Source organism: Rhodoluna sp. (assembly GCF_036721215.1).
GTDB lineage: Bacteria > Actinomycetota > Actinomycetes > Actinomycetales > Microbacteriaceae > Rhodoluna.
The window spans coordinates 203,198-219,790 of the sequence record NZ_DAIMLM010000001.1; the positions used below are offsets into that span (position 1 = coordinate 203,198).

The 16,593-nt window shown below is 47.5% G+C and carries 14 protein-coding genes; 4 read left to right on the forward strand and 10 right to left on the reverse strand.

Translation table 11 applies throughout. The features are described 5' to 3' along the window. Position 1: 1 nt before the first annotated feature. From pknB to AC9UCN_RS01115, 7 genes are read right to left on the reverse strand one after another with little or no spacing between them, the layout of a single operon-like run. A complete protein-coding gene (pknB, locus tag AC9UCN_RS01085; RefSeq protein WP_509522973.1) occupies positions 2–1,840 on the reverse strand; it encodes a Stk1 family PASTA domain-containing Ser/Thr kinase in 1,839 nt (612 codons plus the stop codon). A gap of 48 nt (positions 1,841–1,888) precedes the next feature. Continuing rightward, positions 1,889–3,286 carry a protein kinase domain-containing protein gene (locus AC9UCN_RS01090; protein ID WP_509522975.1) on the reverse strand — a complete coding sequence of 466 codons (1,398 nt, stop codon included), beginning with the start codon at positions 3,284–3,286 and terminating at the stop codon, positions 1,889–1,891. Beyond that, positions 3,283–4,737, reverse strand: coding sequence for a peptidoglycan D,D-transpeptidase FtsI family protein (locus AC9UCN_RS01095; protein WP_509522976.1), 1,455 nt, complete (start codon positions 4,735–4,737; stop codon positions 3,283–3,285). Before AC9UCN_RS01095 ends, AC9UCN_RS01090 begins: the two co-directional genes overlap by 4 nt. Next, positions 4,734–6,110 carry an FtsW/RodA/SpoVE family cell cycle protein gene (locus tag AC9UCN_RS01100; RefSeq protein ID WP_509522978.1) on the reverse strand — a complete coding sequence of 459 codons (1,377 nt, stop codon included), beginning with the start codon at positions 6,108–6,110 and terminating at the stop codon, positions 4,734–4,736. The genes AC9UCN_RS01095 and AC9UCN_RS01100 overlap by 4 nt, the downstream gene beginning before the upstream one ends. Beyond that, positions 6,111–7,355, reverse strand: coding sequence for a PP2C family protein-serine/threonine phosphatase (locus tag AC9UCN_RS01105; RefSeq protein WP_509522979.1), 1,245 nt, complete (start codon positions 7,353–7,355; stop codon positions 6,111–6,113). 3 nt (positions 7,356–7,358) lie between these two features. Beyond that, a complete protein-coding gene (locus AC9UCN_RS01110) occupies positions 7,359–7,847 on the reverse strand; it encodes an FHA domain-containing protein FhaB/FipA (protein WP_509522981.1) in 489 nt (162 codons plus the stop codon). Further along, positions 7,844–8,512: an FHA domain-containing protein gene (locus AC9UCN_RS01115; protein ID WP_509522983.1), complete on the reverse strand. Its 669-nt coding sequence runs from the start codon at positions 8,510–8,512 to the stop codon at positions 7,844–7,846. Before AC9UCN_RS01115 ends, AC9UCN_RS01110 begins: the two co-directional genes overlap by 4 nt. 125 nt (positions 8,513–8,637) lie before the next feature. Between AC9UCN_RS01115 and AC9UCN_RS01120 the strand changes: the two genes are divergently transcribed. Then, positions 8,638–9,603: an O-fucosyltransferase family protein gene (locus tag AC9UCN_RS01120; RefSeq protein ID WP_509522984.1), complete on the forward strand. Its 966-nt coding sequence runs from the start codon at positions 8,638–8,640 to the stop codon at positions 9,601–9,603. 29 nt (positions 9,604–9,632) lie between these two features. On the opposite strand, the gene trhO is transcribed toward AC9UCN_RS01120, so the two are convergent. Further along, positions 9,633–10,544, reverse strand: a complete 912-nt coding sequence (trhO, locus tag AC9UCN_RS01125) for an oxygen-dependent tRNA uridine(34) hydroxylase TrhO (RefSeq protein ID WP_509522986.1) — start codon at positions 10,542–10,544, stop codon at positions 9,633–9,635. Positions 10,545–10,584: 40 nt separating this feature from the next. On the opposite strand from trhO, the gene AC9UCN_RS01130 reads away from it, so the two are divergent. Together AC9UCN_RS01130 and AC9UCN_RS01135 are read left to right on the forward strand one after the other, a co-directional pair. Next, positions 10,585–12,549 carry a M13 family metallopeptidase gene (locus tag AC9UCN_RS01130; RefSeq protein ID WP_509522988.1) on the forward strand — a complete coding sequence of 655 codons (1,965 nt, stop codon included), beginning with the start codon at positions 10,585–10,587 and terminating at the stop codon, positions 12,547–12,549. Continuing rightward, positions 12,550–13,098 (forward strand): acyl-CoA thioesterase, encoded by a 549-nt coding sequence (locus AC9UCN_RS01135; protein WP_509522989.1) that lies wholly within the window; start codon positions 12,550–12,552, stop codon positions 13,096–13,098. A gap of 99 nt (positions 13,099–13,197) precedes the next feature. Here the strand turns inward: AC9UCN_RS01135 and rfbF are convergent, their stop codons facing one another. Both rfbF and rfbG read right to left on the reverse strand, forming a co-directional pair. Beyond that, positions 13,198–13,968, reverse strand: a complete 771-nt coding sequence (gene rfbF / locus AC9UCN_RS01140; protein WP_509522991.1) for a glucose-1-phosphate cytidylyltransferase — start codon at positions 13,966–13,968, stop codon at positions 13,198–13,200. A 9-nt stretch (positions 13,969–13,977) separates the two neighbouring features. Continuing rightward, positions 13,978–15,057 carry a CDP-glucose 4,6-dehydratase gene (rfbG, locus tag AC9UCN_RS01145; protein ID WP_509522993.1) on the reverse strand — a complete coding sequence of 360 codons (1,080 nt, stop codon included), beginning with the start codon at positions 15,055–15,057 and terminating at the stop codon, positions 13,978–13,980. 141 nt (positions 15,058–15,198) lie between these two features. On the opposite strand from rfbG, the gene rfbH reads away from it, so the two are divergent. Next, positions 15,199–16,506, forward strand: a complete 1,308-nt coding sequence (gene rfbH / locus AC9UCN_RS01150; RefSeq protein ID WP_509522995.1) for a lipopolysaccharide biosynthesis protein RfbH — start codon at positions 15,199–15,201, stop codon at positions 16,504–16,506. The last annotated feature ends 87 nt before the right edge of the window (positions 16,507–16,593 follow it).

A 16,593-nucleotide genomic window follows, 5' to 3' on the forward strand; every position in this document is an offset into this window, starting at 1 on the left:
TCTAAGGAGTCGGTGATGGTGACGTTGTTGGTGATGTCGTCGGTGATGGCGAAGTTGTTGGAGTTGGGGTACCAGCAATACAGTTCAAAATCAAGGTAATGGTTTGCTTCTGTGCTGCGAGACCAGCCGGAATTGACTGAGAGGCAACTATGGTTCCTGCGGTGCCTCCCCCGGAAGTACAGGTAGCTGATGGTTGAACCAAAACGTTGAAGCCAACATCAGTCCCCTCCATGGCACGCCTTGCATCGGTTGCCCCCATGCCAACCACGGATGGGACCAATACTTGACCGTCGGAGACAAGAAGCTTTACCGCAGACCCCTCTGTAACCTGCTCGTTAGCTGCTGGGACAGATTCGATGACCTCACCCTTGGCTATTGTCGCGGAGTTTACTGACGTGATTCCACCAAGAACCAAACCAGCTTTTTCTAACTCTTGTTTAGCTTCTGCTTCAGTTAGACCGGACAACAGCGGAACTGCAGACTCGGATTTGCCAGAAGATACGTATACATCGATGGTGGTTCCGGCTGGAACCTTTCGACCACTCGGTGGATCAGTTCTGATGATTAGACCTTCTTTTACAGACTCGTTTACTTCAGCCACTCTTTGAACCAAAAGACCCTGGTCTTTCAAAGTCTGACTTCCATCAGCAAAAAGCTCACCAGTTACATCAGATACTTCAACACCGGTTGCACTGTTCGAATCGATCGGAGAAAAAGCCCCGCCCAGAGCAATTAGCCAAATAATCAAACCAACAAGCGTTACGGCAACACCAGATCCAACACCCCACAGCAATTTAGGGGAGGGTAGCTCTTTGGTTACTCGTTCGCGAACAGTTATGGTCGTTGTCGGCTCGCCAGCGGCAATTTCGATACCTACTTCTTTAAAGAAGTCGTCAGCGCTTACAGAGTCAATAACCTCTGTTGGCATCGCCTGCTGCTCTGAGACAACGGTTGTCTTTGGAGTAAATCCTGTTTTAGGAAGAGATTCCCCACGAACAGCTGCTAGCAGGTGCTCACGGAATTCTTCAGCAGTTTGAAAACGCTCTTCACGGTCTTTAGCCAAGGCGTTTAGAACAACCCGATCAAGTTCAGGTGTGATTTCTGGGTTGTGCTCAGAAGGAGTCGGAACTTTTTCGCTCACGTGTTGGTAAGCAACCGATACTGCAGTGTCACCCTTGAATGGGGGTCTTCCCGCCAACATCTCGTATAGCAAAACACCCATTGAATAAAGGTCGGTTCGAGAATCTACAACTTCTCCACGAGCTTGCTCTGGCGAGAAGTACTGGGCTGTTCCTACAATTCCAGCGGTGTGTGCCTGAGTTTCCGAAGAATCTGCGATTGCCCTGGCGATGCCAAAGTCCATTACTTTTACTTGGCCGTCATTGGTGATCATGATGTTTGAAGCCTTTATGTCCCGGTGGATGATTCCGGCTTTGTGAGAAACCTCGAGAGCACTAAGAACCCCCTTGGCAAAGTCAACCGCTTCTTTCAGGCTTAGCTTCTTGTCGTGCATGATGTCGCGAAGAAGTCGCCCGTTTACGTATTCCATAATTATGAACGGAGTCTTAATTTGGCTTCCGTTTGAATCGGTTGAAGTCTCCTCGCCGGCATCGTAAATGCGAACGATAGTTGGGTGTGCCATCTTTGCCGAGGCCTGGGCCTCTTTAGCAAAGCGAGACTCGAAAGATTCGTCATTAGCTAGATCAGACTTTAGGAGCTTGATAGCCACCTTGCGTCCGAGGCGAAGGTCGACACCCTCAAAAACATCAGCCATACCACCGCGCCCAATTAGCTCGCCAACTCTGTAGCGGCCAGCCAAGACGCGTTCTTGCTCAGACAATTGTTTCTCCCCGACTCTTCTTATTCAATAATACCAAGCGCAATCTCACTAGCCGCCTCCACTGGAATCGGGACTTGGGCTCTGCGTACCTGTGGGGCTAGGACTTGGAGATACTGTCGGTGACGGGCTAGGGCTCGGTGCAGCTTCTCCTTGGATGTAGTAAAAAATTCTCACAGTGGAACCAACAGCTACCTGACCAAGACCTTCGGCTTGGTAAACATCCAAAATTCGTGGATCACTTGGGTCCAATGCCTCACCTGCAACAGCTTCCACTAAAAGGCCCTGTTGGGTCAAAAATGTCGTTGCATCGATAACTTTTTTGCCAACAACATCAGCCAAAAAAACACTGACGGTGGAAATTGGTCTATCGGGAGCAGGTTCGGTTGGTCGCTTGGAAACTGAAATAGAAGAAGGGCTTGGCGAAGGGTTCTGTTCAGAAACCAAGCTCACAATAATTGCAATCATCACGGCTCCCGCGGCTACCACTAAAACTCCAATGAGCGCCAGCCAAGGCCAAACAGCTGGCAACTTCGCTACTGGCTCGGTGTCTGGTGCGGTAGCAGTGTCATTCACTCTTGTCACTGGAGCACTTTGCGGATCAAAGACTTCGGTGGCCGAGACGCCTTCAAGCTGTAACCTAAGTGCTCTTGCCCTGTTTGATAAATCAAGAGCACTGCCAGGACGTTGATTTGGTTTTTTGGCTATACAAGACAAAATCAGCTCTTGCACCCTTTTGTCTATGTCGTCACCTATAGCCGGTGGCTTGTCATTGATCTGGGCCATCGCGATAACCATTTGAGATTCCCCCGTGAATGGTCTTCTTCCAGTTAGCGCTTCATAGGCAACAATTCCCAGTGAGTAAATGTCAGTCGATGGCGTGGCAGGCTTTCCTGTGGCCTGCTCAGGGGATAGGTATTGAACTGTGCCCATGACTTGACCAGTTGCGGTTAGGGCAACTTGATCGGCAACTCTGGCAATACCAAAGTCGGTGATCTTAACTTTTCCAGATGGCGTAATAAGTAAGTTTCCTGGCTTGATGTCTCGGTGAACAAGTCCGTCCTCGTGGGCAGCGTGAAGCGCTTTCGCAGTTTGCTCAACAATGCTTAGAACTTCAATTTCGGTAAGACGAATTCGCTTTTCAATAATGCGCGCAAGTGAGTCTCCAGCGACAATTTCCATAACCAGATAAGCCGAACCGGAACCTTCTCCGTAGTCGTAAACATCGGCGATTCCAACGTGGTCCACTCGAGCGGCATGACGAGCTTCAACTCGGAATCTTTCTAAAAAGCCTGGATCACCCATGAACTCAGGCTTCAGGATTTTTATTGCGACATCGCGGAGGATAACCTCGTCGTGCGCTCGCCAAACCTCACCCATACCTCCAATGGCAATGCGATCAACTAGTCGGTATCTATTTCCATAAATCTGTCCGGCTTCTGGTTTCATTTACCGAGCACCACCCGGAAAAACTCTCTAGCAACAGGTGCGGCGGTTGCATTTCCGCCGTAGCCGCTGTCTCTCCCACCACCGTCTTCAATCACCACGGCAATTACAAATCTTGGGTTGGTTGCTGGAGCAAAACCGGTGAACCAAAGAGTTGGCCTAATACCCTCGCCGTTTTCGGCAGTTCCGGTCTTACCCGCAACTTCTATGTCGGCTATCTCCGCGTTAGAAGCAACACCGTTTGATACGGAATCGATCATCATCAACTTGATACTCTCTGCCGTTGCCGCGGTAATCGGTTGTGAGAACACCTGAGGTTGAGGCGCATCAATAACCGAGAGGTTTGGACTAATGACGCTTTCGATAAGGTTTGGCTTCATGAGAACCCCACCGTTTGCTATTGCTGAGGAGATCATTGCCATTTGAAGTGGTGTTACTCGAACGTCATACTGACCAAAAGAACTCAAAGCGAGCTGAGCGTCGTCTAGCACTGGAGGAAAGAAACTCGGGGTGACCATCATCGGAATTCTTAGTTCCTTGCCAAACCCAAAAAGTTCTGCCTGAGCGCGTAATCGATCTTGACCCAGATCTAACCCAATCTCAACAAATGGGATGTTGCAACTAAGAGACAACGCTTGAAGCAAGGTAACTGTCGCGCCACCACTACCGCAAGCGCGTTGGGTTGAATTAAAAACTTCAGAAGTTGATCCAGGAAGCTGAATCGAAACTGGGTTCTGCAATGTCGAGTCATTGGTATACAAACCAGATTCCAGTGCTGCGGCTGCCACCACTAGCTTGAAAACCGATCCAGGGTGATATAGGTCTCCGCTAATTGCTTTGTTGATTAGTGGATTAGTTGGGTCAGCTTCTAATCTTGCGTAGTTATCAGCAACGACTTGGTTGTCGTGGCCAGCCAGCTCGTTGGCGTCAAAACCGGATTTAGAAACCATCGCAAGGATGTTTCCGGTTGCTGGGTCAAGAACCACTACTGAACCCTGTAGATCCCCAAGAGCATCCCAAGCGGCTTGCTGCATGACAGGATCAATAGTTAGCTCAACAGCTGCACCAGAAACTGGGTTACCCGAAAGCACGGCGTTGAACTTCTCAAAAAACTGTGAGGAACTTTGTCCAGAAAGATAAGAGTTAAGTGCTGCCTCAACACCTGTTGCTCCTCTAAAAACAGAGAAATAGCCAGTAACCGAGGAATACATCTGATCTTCATAAACGCGTAGATATTTGTAAGCATCGTCTGATTCAATCGAGCTTGCTATTGGCTTGCCATCAACCAAAATCGGTCCACGAAGGGTTTTGTAGCCCTCATACAAACTTCTTACGTTTCTCGGGTCTTCGGCTAAAGCCTCACTGTCCACCGCTTGAATCAAAGAAGCCGAGATAAACAGCGCAATAAACATTGTCGCCACAACTAGCGAAACTCGTTTGAGCTCTCTAATCATCGGATTACCAACTTAGAAGCGTGATCGGTTGTCGAGTCTGAGAGTCGAAGTAGCATCGCGATTATTACCCAGTTGGCAAACAGGGACGAACCACCAGCGGCGAGCAACGGGGTTGTTAGTCCGGTTAGGGGCAAGAGTCTTGTTACCCCTCCAATCACCACAAATACCTGGAGGGCAATAACAAAAGCAAACCCAACAGCCAAAAGCTTGGCAAATTCATCGCTGTGGCTGAAGCCAATCTTTAGGCCCCTTGCAACCAACAAAAAGTACAGTGCCAAAATCGCAAAGAATCCAATTAGCCCCAACTCCTCCGCGAGGCTGGCAATAATGAAATCGCTTTCGGCTAGTGGAACCAGCTGTGGAACACCACCACCAAGTCCTGATCCAAAAACGCTTCCATTAGACATGCCAAAAATTCCCTGAACGATCTGGTAACTACCGCCCGCGGCGTCATAGTTTTCTGCAGCGAACGGGTTCAACCAGGTGTCGAATCGTCTGGATACATAATCCAAGACCCGGGAAGCTACCAAGCCACCGGTAACCAACATAGCCACGCCAATACCGGCATAGAAGGCTCTTCCAGTAGCGACATAGATCATCACCAAAAACAAGCCGAAGTACAAAATGCTAGTTCCAAGGTCGCGCTGCAAAACAAGAACCAAAATACTGGCGAGCCAAATCAAAAGAATTGGGCCAAGGTCACGACCGCGAGGGATTCTAATTCCAGCAACCTTTCTACCAACTACCGCAAGGGAATCCTTGTGGTTCACGAGGTAACCGGCAAAGAAGATAATTAGTGCAACTTTTGCAAGTTCACCTGGTTGGAAGGTAATGCCAAAAAGTGAGATCCAAAGAGTTGCACCGTTGATTGTGGTTCCAATCACCGGAAGCATGGGAAGCAACAACAGCAAGATTCCAGCAAACATAGCTGTGTATACGTAGCGTCTCAAGAAAAGCTGCGATGGAATCAAGTAGATAACCGCTGCTGCTACACCCATAGCAAGTGCAGTCCAGAGCACTTGCCTAAAAGCAAACAGCTCGGTTCCCCCCGAAGCAATGGTTGCAAGATCCAGCCGGTAGATCATTGAAATGCCTAATCCGTTTAGAACGAACGCAATTGGGAGAATCAGTGGATCTGCTTCTGAAGCTTTTTTGCGCAAGATTAAGTGCACTACCAACACAAAAATCACAGGCGGTAGCCAATAGGTGAATAAGTCAAATGTCATTTTCTCAAGAATTGACAACTGCACTTGGGCCAGTTCAAATGCATTTAGACCAGCTGCAAAAAACAACAACAGCGCTTCAAGGTTTCTGCTTCTTGGAACAATCTTGACTAACTTTGAAATTTGCAGTGCGCCAGTAAAAGTGCTCAACTACTCACCACCAAGCTGAGAAACGATTCTTTGGGCCTCTTCCGGCGACTCCGCAGTTATCGAGCGCTCGAGGGCTTCGCGCTGGAAGTCGGTAAGTGAATCCACTGAAACATCAGTTACTTCATAGACACTTGAGAACTTAAAGGGACCGAGTTCCTCTTTGATGCCCTTGAAGATAACCACGTAGCCATCGTTGATTGCAACGAAGTATCGGGTTTGTGTGTATTCAATAGCTAAGAACAATCCGTAGCTAGCCACTGCAATCAGAAGTAGGTAGGTAGCAATCTGTCTAAATCTTCGTGCTCGAACGCGCCCCTTAGTTTCTTTCAAGATTTTTTCTAGCAGCTCTTCTGACTCCGGCGCAAAGCTAACGGGGTCTTCTGGTTTTTGAAGGAGCTCAAGAAGCGTTAGTGGATTTAGTAGTCGCAGCACCTGAAGACCCTTGCGCTGTTCGATTACTACTTCGTTGGCTGCAGAGCCAACCAAAATCCTGCCGGGTGAAAACTCAATTTCATTTTGGGCGTCAACAACGTCTACTAGAACAACGGTGACGTTGTCTGGGGCACCGAACTCAAGAGCCTCGCCGACAAGCAATTCACCGGCTTCCTGGATGTCGACATTACTTAGAAGGATGTTTTTCATGAGCTGATCTGGGACCACGCCGGAGAGTCCATCACTGCAGGCCATCCAACGATCACCGGGTTTGGTTTCGTAGGTGTCAATGTCAACTTCTGGGAACTGCTCAATATCTCCGAGCACTCGCATCAACACACTTCGGCGTGGATGCACCAGAGCTTCTTCTTCACTGATACGACCGGTGTCAACCAGCCTTTGTACGAAGGTGTGGTCGGTGGTGATCTGCTTCACAACACCATCTCGGGCAAGATAAATTCTTGAGTCACCGATGTGAGCAATAGTGACTTTGGTGCCGGTTACCATCATCGCCGAAAGGGTTGTGCCCATTCCGGTGATTGCCGGATGCTGCTTTACGCTGGCATCAATTTTTTGCTTGGCTTGGTAAATGTAGTCAATTAGTTTCTGTTCAGCTTCAGCGCTGGTTGCTAAGGGTTCGTCGGCAAGTGAAATGTGTTGCGAGGCAATTGCCGAAGCGATGTCTCCCCCGGCGTGACCACCCATCCCGTCGGCAACAAAAAACAGATTTACTCCGGCATATCCGGAGTCTTGATTCGAGGACCTAACTCGACCAATATCGCTGGCCGCAAATGAAACTGTCTTTATCGGCAAGAGTTAGGCCCTTAGCTCGAAGGAAGTCTGGCCCACTCGGACCTGAGTGTTTAGGGGAACGACGGCAGTTGTGGTGATTTTCTTCCCATCCAGCAAAGTCCCGTTTGTTGAATCAAGATCTTGAACTAGCCATTCGCCATTTATGAATACCAACTTGGCGTGATGGGTGGAAGTGTATTCATCGTCCACAATCAAATCGCTGTCGCCAGCCCGGCCAATAGTTAGTTGTCTTCCAGAAAGCGCTATCTCAGTGCCGATCTTTTCCCCGGCAGTAACCACAATCTTGGTGGCTTTTTGTTGCGGAAGCTTGGCGCTAGCCTGGTTTGAACCAGAGGCGGGAACAAATGCGTTGGGAAGATTTGCAGAAGCAACCTTGGAAACGACTTTCTGTCCGAAGAGGTCTGCTCTAATTACTGAGATGATGCTGAAAATGAAGATCCAAAGCAAAGCCAGGAAACCAGTGCGAACCAGAAATAAAGCTAATTCACTCACTTGGCCCTCGCTATCACGTTGAACAGAAAATTAGTTCTTCCTGCTGAAAAAGCGGTTCCGTTTTGGAGCACCACTTGGTCAATCTTTCTACCGTTCACTTTGACTCCGTTAGTAGACCCTAAATCTCGCAAAACCGCGCTGGAGCCATCCCAAAGGATCTCAAAGTGCTTTCTACTTAGACCATTGTCCCCGATTTGGATGTCTGCCGTGGAATCTCTACCAACCGTGGTTTTGGAAGAAACCAAGGAATGACCTACTCCAGCCACCTCAAGAACAGGCACCCAGGCTATGTTTAACTTCTTGCTGCTGGCAACTACAGATAACTGACCCAAGGCCAAGGTAGCATTTTGGGCAATGGAAATCTCCAGCACTTCACCGAACTGGAATCTTTGGTTCTTAGCGTGTTCCGAACAAAGCTTGGTGAGCTCTTCTATAAGAGGATCACCTAGGTCATTTAGCCGGTCATGGTCTTGGGGGCTTAGCTCAACCAAGTAGCTATTGGGTACCAGGATGCGATCGCGGCTAAGAATGGATGCCTTAGCATCCATTTCTTGCTTTATGGCCGAAGCTATCTCTACTGGCTCTAGGCTTGATTTGAAAGTTTTGGAAAACATTCCAGTGACTTTCTTTTCAAGACCTTTCTCGAACTTATCTAAGAATCCCAAGACATTCCCTTGTTCGGCGGTAAGTTACCAGTTTACCAACATCACCAGTAATCAACTGTAAAAAAAGGTACAACACCTAATTTCTGCCCGAAACGCGCTTACTTGATTGATTTAGGATTCTCTACATGAAGAAAATACTGATTTTTCTAGATGAAGTACGTTCCGCGATTCGTGAGGGAACGTACCGGCAGAACATGAAGACTTATTTTCTTACCAGAATCGCAAAACTTACAGTAAGTATTCTTGCTTTGATTTCCAAGTTACCTGGAATTTCTGGGCTACTTAAATTCCAAACCGGAAAGTTTGGTTTTTTTGTAAGAGACACCTATTTTCTCACATACAACGCAGGACTTTTGTCTTGCAGCACAGTCACCTTGTCTGACATCACTGCATCAGGTCGCGAAGTCACAAAAATCAAATCAAATATGGGCATGAGTCTTTATAAGAAATGGCTACTAAGAAACAATTGGGAAAGTTTTTTTCAAGCGCCAATGCAGACGAACTCGTCTCAATTAGCTTCCGCTGAGAGCGAGAGCTACCCCAACGACATTCATGACTGGTGGGGTAAGGACTACGCTTCTATTCCTTTCAAGACTGTTCAAGAAACTGTTGGCTTGTATTTTCGCCTTTCACCAAAGGTTGTGAAGTTCTCAGATGGCTTTGTTGAAAAATACGGGATCAATTTGGATGAAACCATCGGTGTGCACTACAGAGGTACCGACAAGCAAACTGAAATAGAAACTCCCAGCCTGAAAGAGTTCATATCGCATACGAGGCAGTTCATGCAGGAGATGGATAACCCGAGGATTTTGCTGCTAACCGATGAACCTGATGTCATAGTCGGCTTCGAAGCTGCTTTCCCGAACGCTGTGACAACTATCAATGAGCTTGTAGCTCCCGGTGGTTCACTTGGGGCGCACACACGTGATTCAAAGGAACCCGAAATTCAGGGGCAGATTTTTCTTGCAATCTTGTCTCTAGTCTCGAAATGCAAAAAGGTAGTCACTCACACCGGAAACGGAGCACTTTGGGAAGTGCTGTTTAGGGGGAGCACCGAAGGGCTAAAGCAGGTAAGAACGCAAGAGCGCTAAGACTAAACAATCTTGTCTTTTTACGCTTGCTATCCGACTGTTGCGCCGATTCTCTTTCCTCTTGTATGTGAGGGGCTGCAGGCTAGATTCTCCGGAACCTGCGCGCATTCGTCGCAAAGCAAAATCAAATCTCTACAAGAAAGCGAAGAGCAGTCACGGAATTTCTTGGCTGGACCATCACACGCTTCACACACACCAATGACTTTCGCGTCTGGAGAAAAGTCGATATCCATTCGGTCATCAAAAACATAGAGCGAACCTTCCCAAAGGCCTTTATCACCGAACGCTTCTCCATAGCGAACGATTCCACCCTTGATCTGATAGACCTCCTGAAAGCCACGGTTTTTCATTGCAACAGAGAGAATCTCGCAGCGGATACCGCCAGTGCAGTAGGTGACAACAGGTTTGTCTTTTAAGTGATCAAACTTGCCGGATTCGATTTCTTTTACAAAGTCATGGGTTGTTTCAACATCCGGCACAACAGCATTTTTGAACTTTCCAATTTTTGCCTCAAAAGCATTCCGGCCATCAAAGAAGACGACGTCATCGCCTCGATCTTGAACTAGCTGATTTACCTCTTCTGGCTTTAGGTGTTTACCGCCGCCGATTACTCCTCTAGGTCCAACCTGAAGCTCTTCTGGTGCCCCGAAGGCAACCAGCTCTTTTCTGGAGCGAACCCGAAGTCTTGGGAAGTCATTACCTGTGCCATCTGACCACTTGAAATCGATGCGGTTAAATCCCGGGTACTCCTTGGTGGCTCTTGCGTACTTCTTTAGTGCAGCCATGTCGCCACCCAAGGTGCCATTGATGCCGTGCTTGGAGATAAGAATTCGACCCTTGAGGCCTAGAGATTCACACAACGTTCGCTGCCAAAGCTTCATAGCCTCCGGGTCGGGCACTGGGGCAAAGCCGTAGTAAAGGATTATTTTCTGGAGTTCCACATGAAAAAGCCTAGCCTCTAGAACCTTCTAGGATGAAGTAATGAATTTGTCTCCAGGCATTGACGCCACAGCACTGAGCCCAGCAACCAGACCCCAAGATGACCTGTTTAGGCATGTCAACGGCAAGTGGCTAGACACCACCGAGATCCCAGAAGATAAAGCCATCTACGGCTCTTTCCACATGCTTGCTGACGCATCCGAGGAAGCCGTCAAGTTGATTCTGGAGGAGGCTTCCGCAAACCCAACACCGGGAGTCAGCCAGCAAATCGGTGACCTCTATGCCTCTTTCTTAGACGAAGAAAAAGCCAACGCTCTTGGCGCCAAACCCATTGAAGGTGATCTAGCCCGCATCAAGGCGCTCGCCAATCTTTCAGAGGTCACCACAATGCTCGGTGAGTTTGAAAGAACTGGAGTCAGCGGGCTGTTTGGAATGTATGTCGACAACGACCCAAATGATCCAACCAGATACCTAGTGAACCTATACCAAGGAGGCCTTGGTCTTCCTGATGAGGCGTATTACCGCGAAGAAAAGCACGAGAGTATTCGCGCAGCATATGTGGTTCACATTCAAAAAATGTTGAAGCTAGCTGGATGGGGAGAAGATTCAGCTAAGGATGCAGCAGCAACAATCTTTGAATTCGAAACTAAGTTGGCTTCAAATCACTGGAACAATGTTGAAACCAGAGATGCCGAGAAAACGAACAACCTCACAAATTTTGATTCGCTAAAACAGCTAACTACTACCTTTGACTGGAACCTGTGGTTTGAAGGTGGAAAAATCAGCCCGAAAGTTCTAAACGAGTCGATTGTGATGATGCCGTCCTTTTTTGAATCCCTGAAAGACACTTTCTCGGAATCAAACCTAGAGGCCATCAAGCTTTGGATGAGCTGGAAACTGATCAGCCAGGCAGCAGCCTATTTGTCTCAAGATTTTGTGGAAGAAAGATTTAGTTTCTACGGAACAACATTGACAGGAGCGCCGGTAAACCGCGCTCGCTGGAAGCGAGCCGTGAGCTTGGTCGAGGGCTCGCTTGGTGAGGCTGTTGGAAAGATCTACGTTGAGAAGTACTTTCCAGTTGAGGCCAAAAAACGTATGGACGAGTTGGTTCAGTATCTAATCGATGCTTATAAAGACAGCATCGAGAATCTTTCTTGGATGAGCGATGAGACCAAGAAAAAGGCCCTTGTAAAGCTAACCAAGTTCACACCGAAAATCGGCTACCCGGTTAAGTGGAAAGACTACTCGAGCATCAAAATCGATCGCAATGATTTGATCTCAAACGTGAAAAACGTCACTTCTTGGAATCTTGATCGTGAAATGAAGAAAATCGGCTCACCGCTAGATCGTGACGAGTGGTTCATGACCCCACAAACCGTAAACGCCTATTACAACCCTGGTTTCAACGAGATTGTTTTCCCCGCAGCTATTTTGCAGCCACCGTTTTTCTCGCTGGATGCAGACGATGCAGTTAACTTCGGGGCAATCGGAGCGGTAATCGGTCACGAGATTGGTCACGGCTTTGACGACCAAGGATCAAAGTATGACGGCGATGGTGCACTCATTAGCTGGTGGAGCGATGGAGATAGATCAGCTTTCGAAAAACTAACTTCTAGTTTGATTACTCAGTTCAATGAGCTATCTCCTGAACAGCTATCTGATGACAATAAAGTCAATGGCGAGCTCACCATCGGTGAGAACATCGGAGATCTTGGTGGACTTGGAATTGCTTACAAGGCTTATCTGATGTCACTGGGAGATAAAGTGCCTGAGCTAATTGATGGTCTAACCGGAAAGCAAAGACTATTTTTATCTTGGGCACAAGCCTGGAGAACTAAAGGACGCGATGAAATGGTCTTGCAACGACTAGCAACCGACCCACACTCACCTCCCGAGTTTCGGTGTAACCAGATTGTTCGAAACATTGACGCTTTCTACGAAGCTTTTGAGCTAAGCCCTTCTGACAAACTTTGGTTAGAAGATTCCAAGCGAGTGAGTATTTGGTAAATGAAACTTTGGCTCAGAGTTATCTATCAGCTGATGAGCTGGAGATTTAGAAACAAGATACAGATAAATGGAGTAGCTAAACGTCGCTTCAGAGTTTGGCCAACAGATCTTGACATTTACGCTCACATGAACAACGGGGTTTTTCTCACCATCATGGATCTAGGTCGTTACGACCACGGCAAGAGAACCGGTATATGGAACAAGTGGAACAAAATTGGCTGGTATCCAGTGGTAGTAGCCGAGAACATAACCTTCAGAAAGTCCCTAGAACTTTGGCAAACCTTCGACCTGGAATCAAAAGTTATTGGATGGACTGACGAGGCCTTCTATTTTGAACAAAGATTTGTGGTTGGCAAGGAGATCTACGCCAGAGCAGTAGTTAGAATCAGGTTCTTGAAAAGATCCCGAGGCATCGTTACCCCCAAGGAGATCCTTGAGTACACACCTTGGAATGGACCGCTGCCGATTCTCCCGCAATGGGTTGCCAACTGGTCAGCAGCCTCCTCTTTACCTAAGGGTAGAGAGCAAGCGCCTAGCGAGTGGGATTAAACGGCAAGGATTAATTGTCAGATGTTCAAATAATCTTTTGAACCAATTCGGAATTCATTCAAAACAGCCAAGGCAAACTCGCCTAGACAAGTTAGTGGTCTAGTGCTTCAACCAAGGAGGAGTGCCATCGGCTGCTAGGGACTCGAGTACCCTCTTTTCTCGCAAAGTGTCCATGGGCTGCCAAAAGCCTGAATGATTGAAAGAAGCTAGGTTTCCGGTTTTAGCTAAGTGCTCCAAGGGCTCTCGTTCCCAGATAGTTTCATCACCGGAAACAAGATCGATAACTGAAGGCTCGAGAACAAAGAACCCTCCATTAACCCAACCAACTTCTTCCGCACGCTTCTCTCTGAAGTCAGTCACCAAACCATCTTCGTTCATAGTTAGTATTCCAAATCTGCCCGGTGGTTGAACGGCGGCAACGGTAGCTAGCTTTCCGTGGGCTTTGTGAAATTCAACCTCTTTCGAGATGTGTATATCTGAGACACCATCACCGTAGGTAAGACAAAAAGTCTCATTTCCGATGTATTTCTGAACACGCTTTAATCTGCCACCGGTCTGAGTATCTAACCCAGTGTCGACAAAAGTTATCTTCCAACTCTCTGTTTGCGTGTCAAGTATCTTGTACTCACCAGTTGCTAAGTCAATATGAAAATCTGAAGTGTGCCTGTAATAGTTGTAAAAGTACTCTTTGATCATGTATCCCTTGTAACCAAGGCAAATGATGAATTCATTTATGCCGTGGTTTGAGTACATTTTCATGATGTGCCACAGGACCGGCCTATCGGCAATTTCTACCATTGGCTTGGGTCTTAGATCAGATTCCTCAGAAATTCGGGTACCTAAACCGCCCGCAAAGATTACAGCTTTCATTGAACCCCTTTAACCGTTAATTTCTGATTGCTTCCATGAGTCTATTTGGTCAAGACAAAGCTGCCGAGCTGGCTTGGTGTTGGCTAGGAACTCTTTGTACCAAGAGGCTGTTTTCTCTATGACTTGATTGGTATCCCAACTCGGCTGCCAGCCAAATGTTTCAGTAGCCAGTTCGCTGTTGAGCCCAAGTTTTCCAGCCTCATGCAGCTTTGATTCGTGCTCCTTTATCTTGACCCCAGGCAACTCTTTAGCGAGCAAGGAAAGTACGGAAGATACCGAGAAAGACTTTTCTTCGATGGGGCCCAAGTTAAATGCACGATCAAACCTTGTGGGCTCTGGCCCCAACATGCCAGCCAAAATCGACAGGTAACCGTCAATCAGAGAAAGCACATGCTGCCAAGGTCGGGTTGACTCTGGGAATCTTACTTCCATTTCTTGACCGGAAAGAAATGCACGAATGTAGTCGGGAATCAATCTATCCTCAGACCAATCCCCACCACCAACAATATTTCCTCCTCTAGCCACTGCAATGATCTGGTTTGTGGGACCATCAACTCTAAATGAATCTCGGTAGCTTGAGATTATGAGCTCCGCAGCAGCCTTAGACGCTGAGTATGGATCTTTACCTCCCAACTCGTCACCCTCCACATACCGGTAGTCGGTTTCAAGATTTTTATAAACCTTGTCAGTGGTTATACAGAGAACTCCTTTGATAGATGAAACAAGCCGGGCTGCCTGCAACACGTTTGCTGTCCCTTGGGCGTTAATTTCGAAAGTCTCCCTCGGAACTCGGTAACTCCTGCGAACCAAGGGTTGCGCCGCCAGGTGGAGAACAAGATCAGGCTGAAACATTCTAATTTGATCTCTTAGATCATCAAAGTCTCGGATGTCAGCGATTTTTCCATGCACAAGTTCGGCTACGCCTGCTTCGTCATACAAATTTGGGGAAGTCTCAGGCGATAGTGAGTACCCAAAGACATGGGCGCCAATGGAGTTTAGCCAGATGCTTGCCCAAGAGCCCGTGAACCCGGTGTGACCGGTCAAGAAGATTCTTTTGCCAGCGAGCTCGGTTTCAAATCTTTTTGCCAAAATAACCCCAAACATCACTAATTAGAAAGACTTTCCTCAAAATTAGCACCACTCTGAAGCTGGAGCCACCCTAAATCTAGTTCAATCACAATCCTGAATCTGTAGTATTAAGGTCTGCTAATTGAAACACGGGGTTCAGCAATGAGTGACTTAGAGTCATTGAGGCAAGCAGCCCTTCAAGCAACTAAGGCATATGCGGACTCGTACCTAACGAAAACGGAATTCAAAGCTGGAGAAACCCCAGTCCCAGTTTCCGGAAAAGTTCTCGACTCATCAGATTTCGTATCCCTGGTTGATTCAAGCCTTGACGGCTGGCTAACCGCTGGAAGGTTTACTGAAGATTTTCAACGGAAACTAGGAAAGTTTGTTGGAGCTAGAAAAACTCTTTTTGTAAATAGCGGTTCGAGTGCAAATCTGATCGCTCTCAGTGCACTAACAAGCCCAAAACTAGGCAAGCGTGCACTAAAGCCAGGCGATGAAGTACTGACCGTAGCTATGGGTTTTCCAACTACAGTGAATCCCATTATTCAGAATGGACTTCGACCAGTTGTTGTTGATGTCCAACTGGAAACCTATGACGCTTTTCCTGACATGCTCAGGGAAGCCATTTCCTCCAAGACCAAAGCAATCATGATGGCACACACTCTCGGAAATCCATTTGACCTCGATACGGTTCAAGAACTTTGCGAAAAGCACGGCCTCTGGTTGATCGAAGACTCTTGTGACGCACTGGGCTCCACATATAAGGGTAAGCGCACAGGAAGCTTCGGAGACACCGCAACAGTTAGCTTTTACCCAGCGCACCACATCACCACCGGTGAAGGTGGTGCTGTTTTTAGCAAGTCTCCGCTTGTAGCCAAGCAAGTTGAATCATTTAGGGACTGGGGAAGAGACTGTTACTGCGAGACTGGGCATGACAACACGTGTCAGAAAAGGTTTGGCTGGCAGCTTGGGGATTTACCAGTCGGCTACGACCACAAATACACGTACTCGCATATCGGTTACAACCTAAAGGCCACAGACATGCAAGCCGCTCTAGGTGTTACCCAACTCGCAAAGTTGGAATCGTTTATTGAGGCACGAAGAAGAAACTTTAACTATCTCTATGAAAAACTTAAAGCCGTCGAAGGATTGATTCTTCCTAAGGCGACAGAAAACTCGGAGCCGTCTTGGTTTGGATTTCCAATCACCCTTGACCCCTCCCACCCAGTGAACAGGGAAGACCTCTTGCGCCATCTAGAAACCCTAAAAATTGGAACAAGGCTAATGTTTGCGGGGAATCTAATGAAGCAGCCGGCCTATAGAAATGTTGATTTTAGAGTTGTTGGCAATCTACAAAACACGGATATCGTTATGCTGAGAACTTTCTGGGTCGGAGTTTACCCAGGCCTAACCAATGAAATGCTGGACTATGTCGCTCATTCGATCTCAGAATTTATGGGTCGATAGTTTATGGATAGCCGACACCAAGTCTCCAATAGGGAATCATCGTCATGGCTTTATTCACCAGAAAAATGTTACTAATGCCTCCTCACC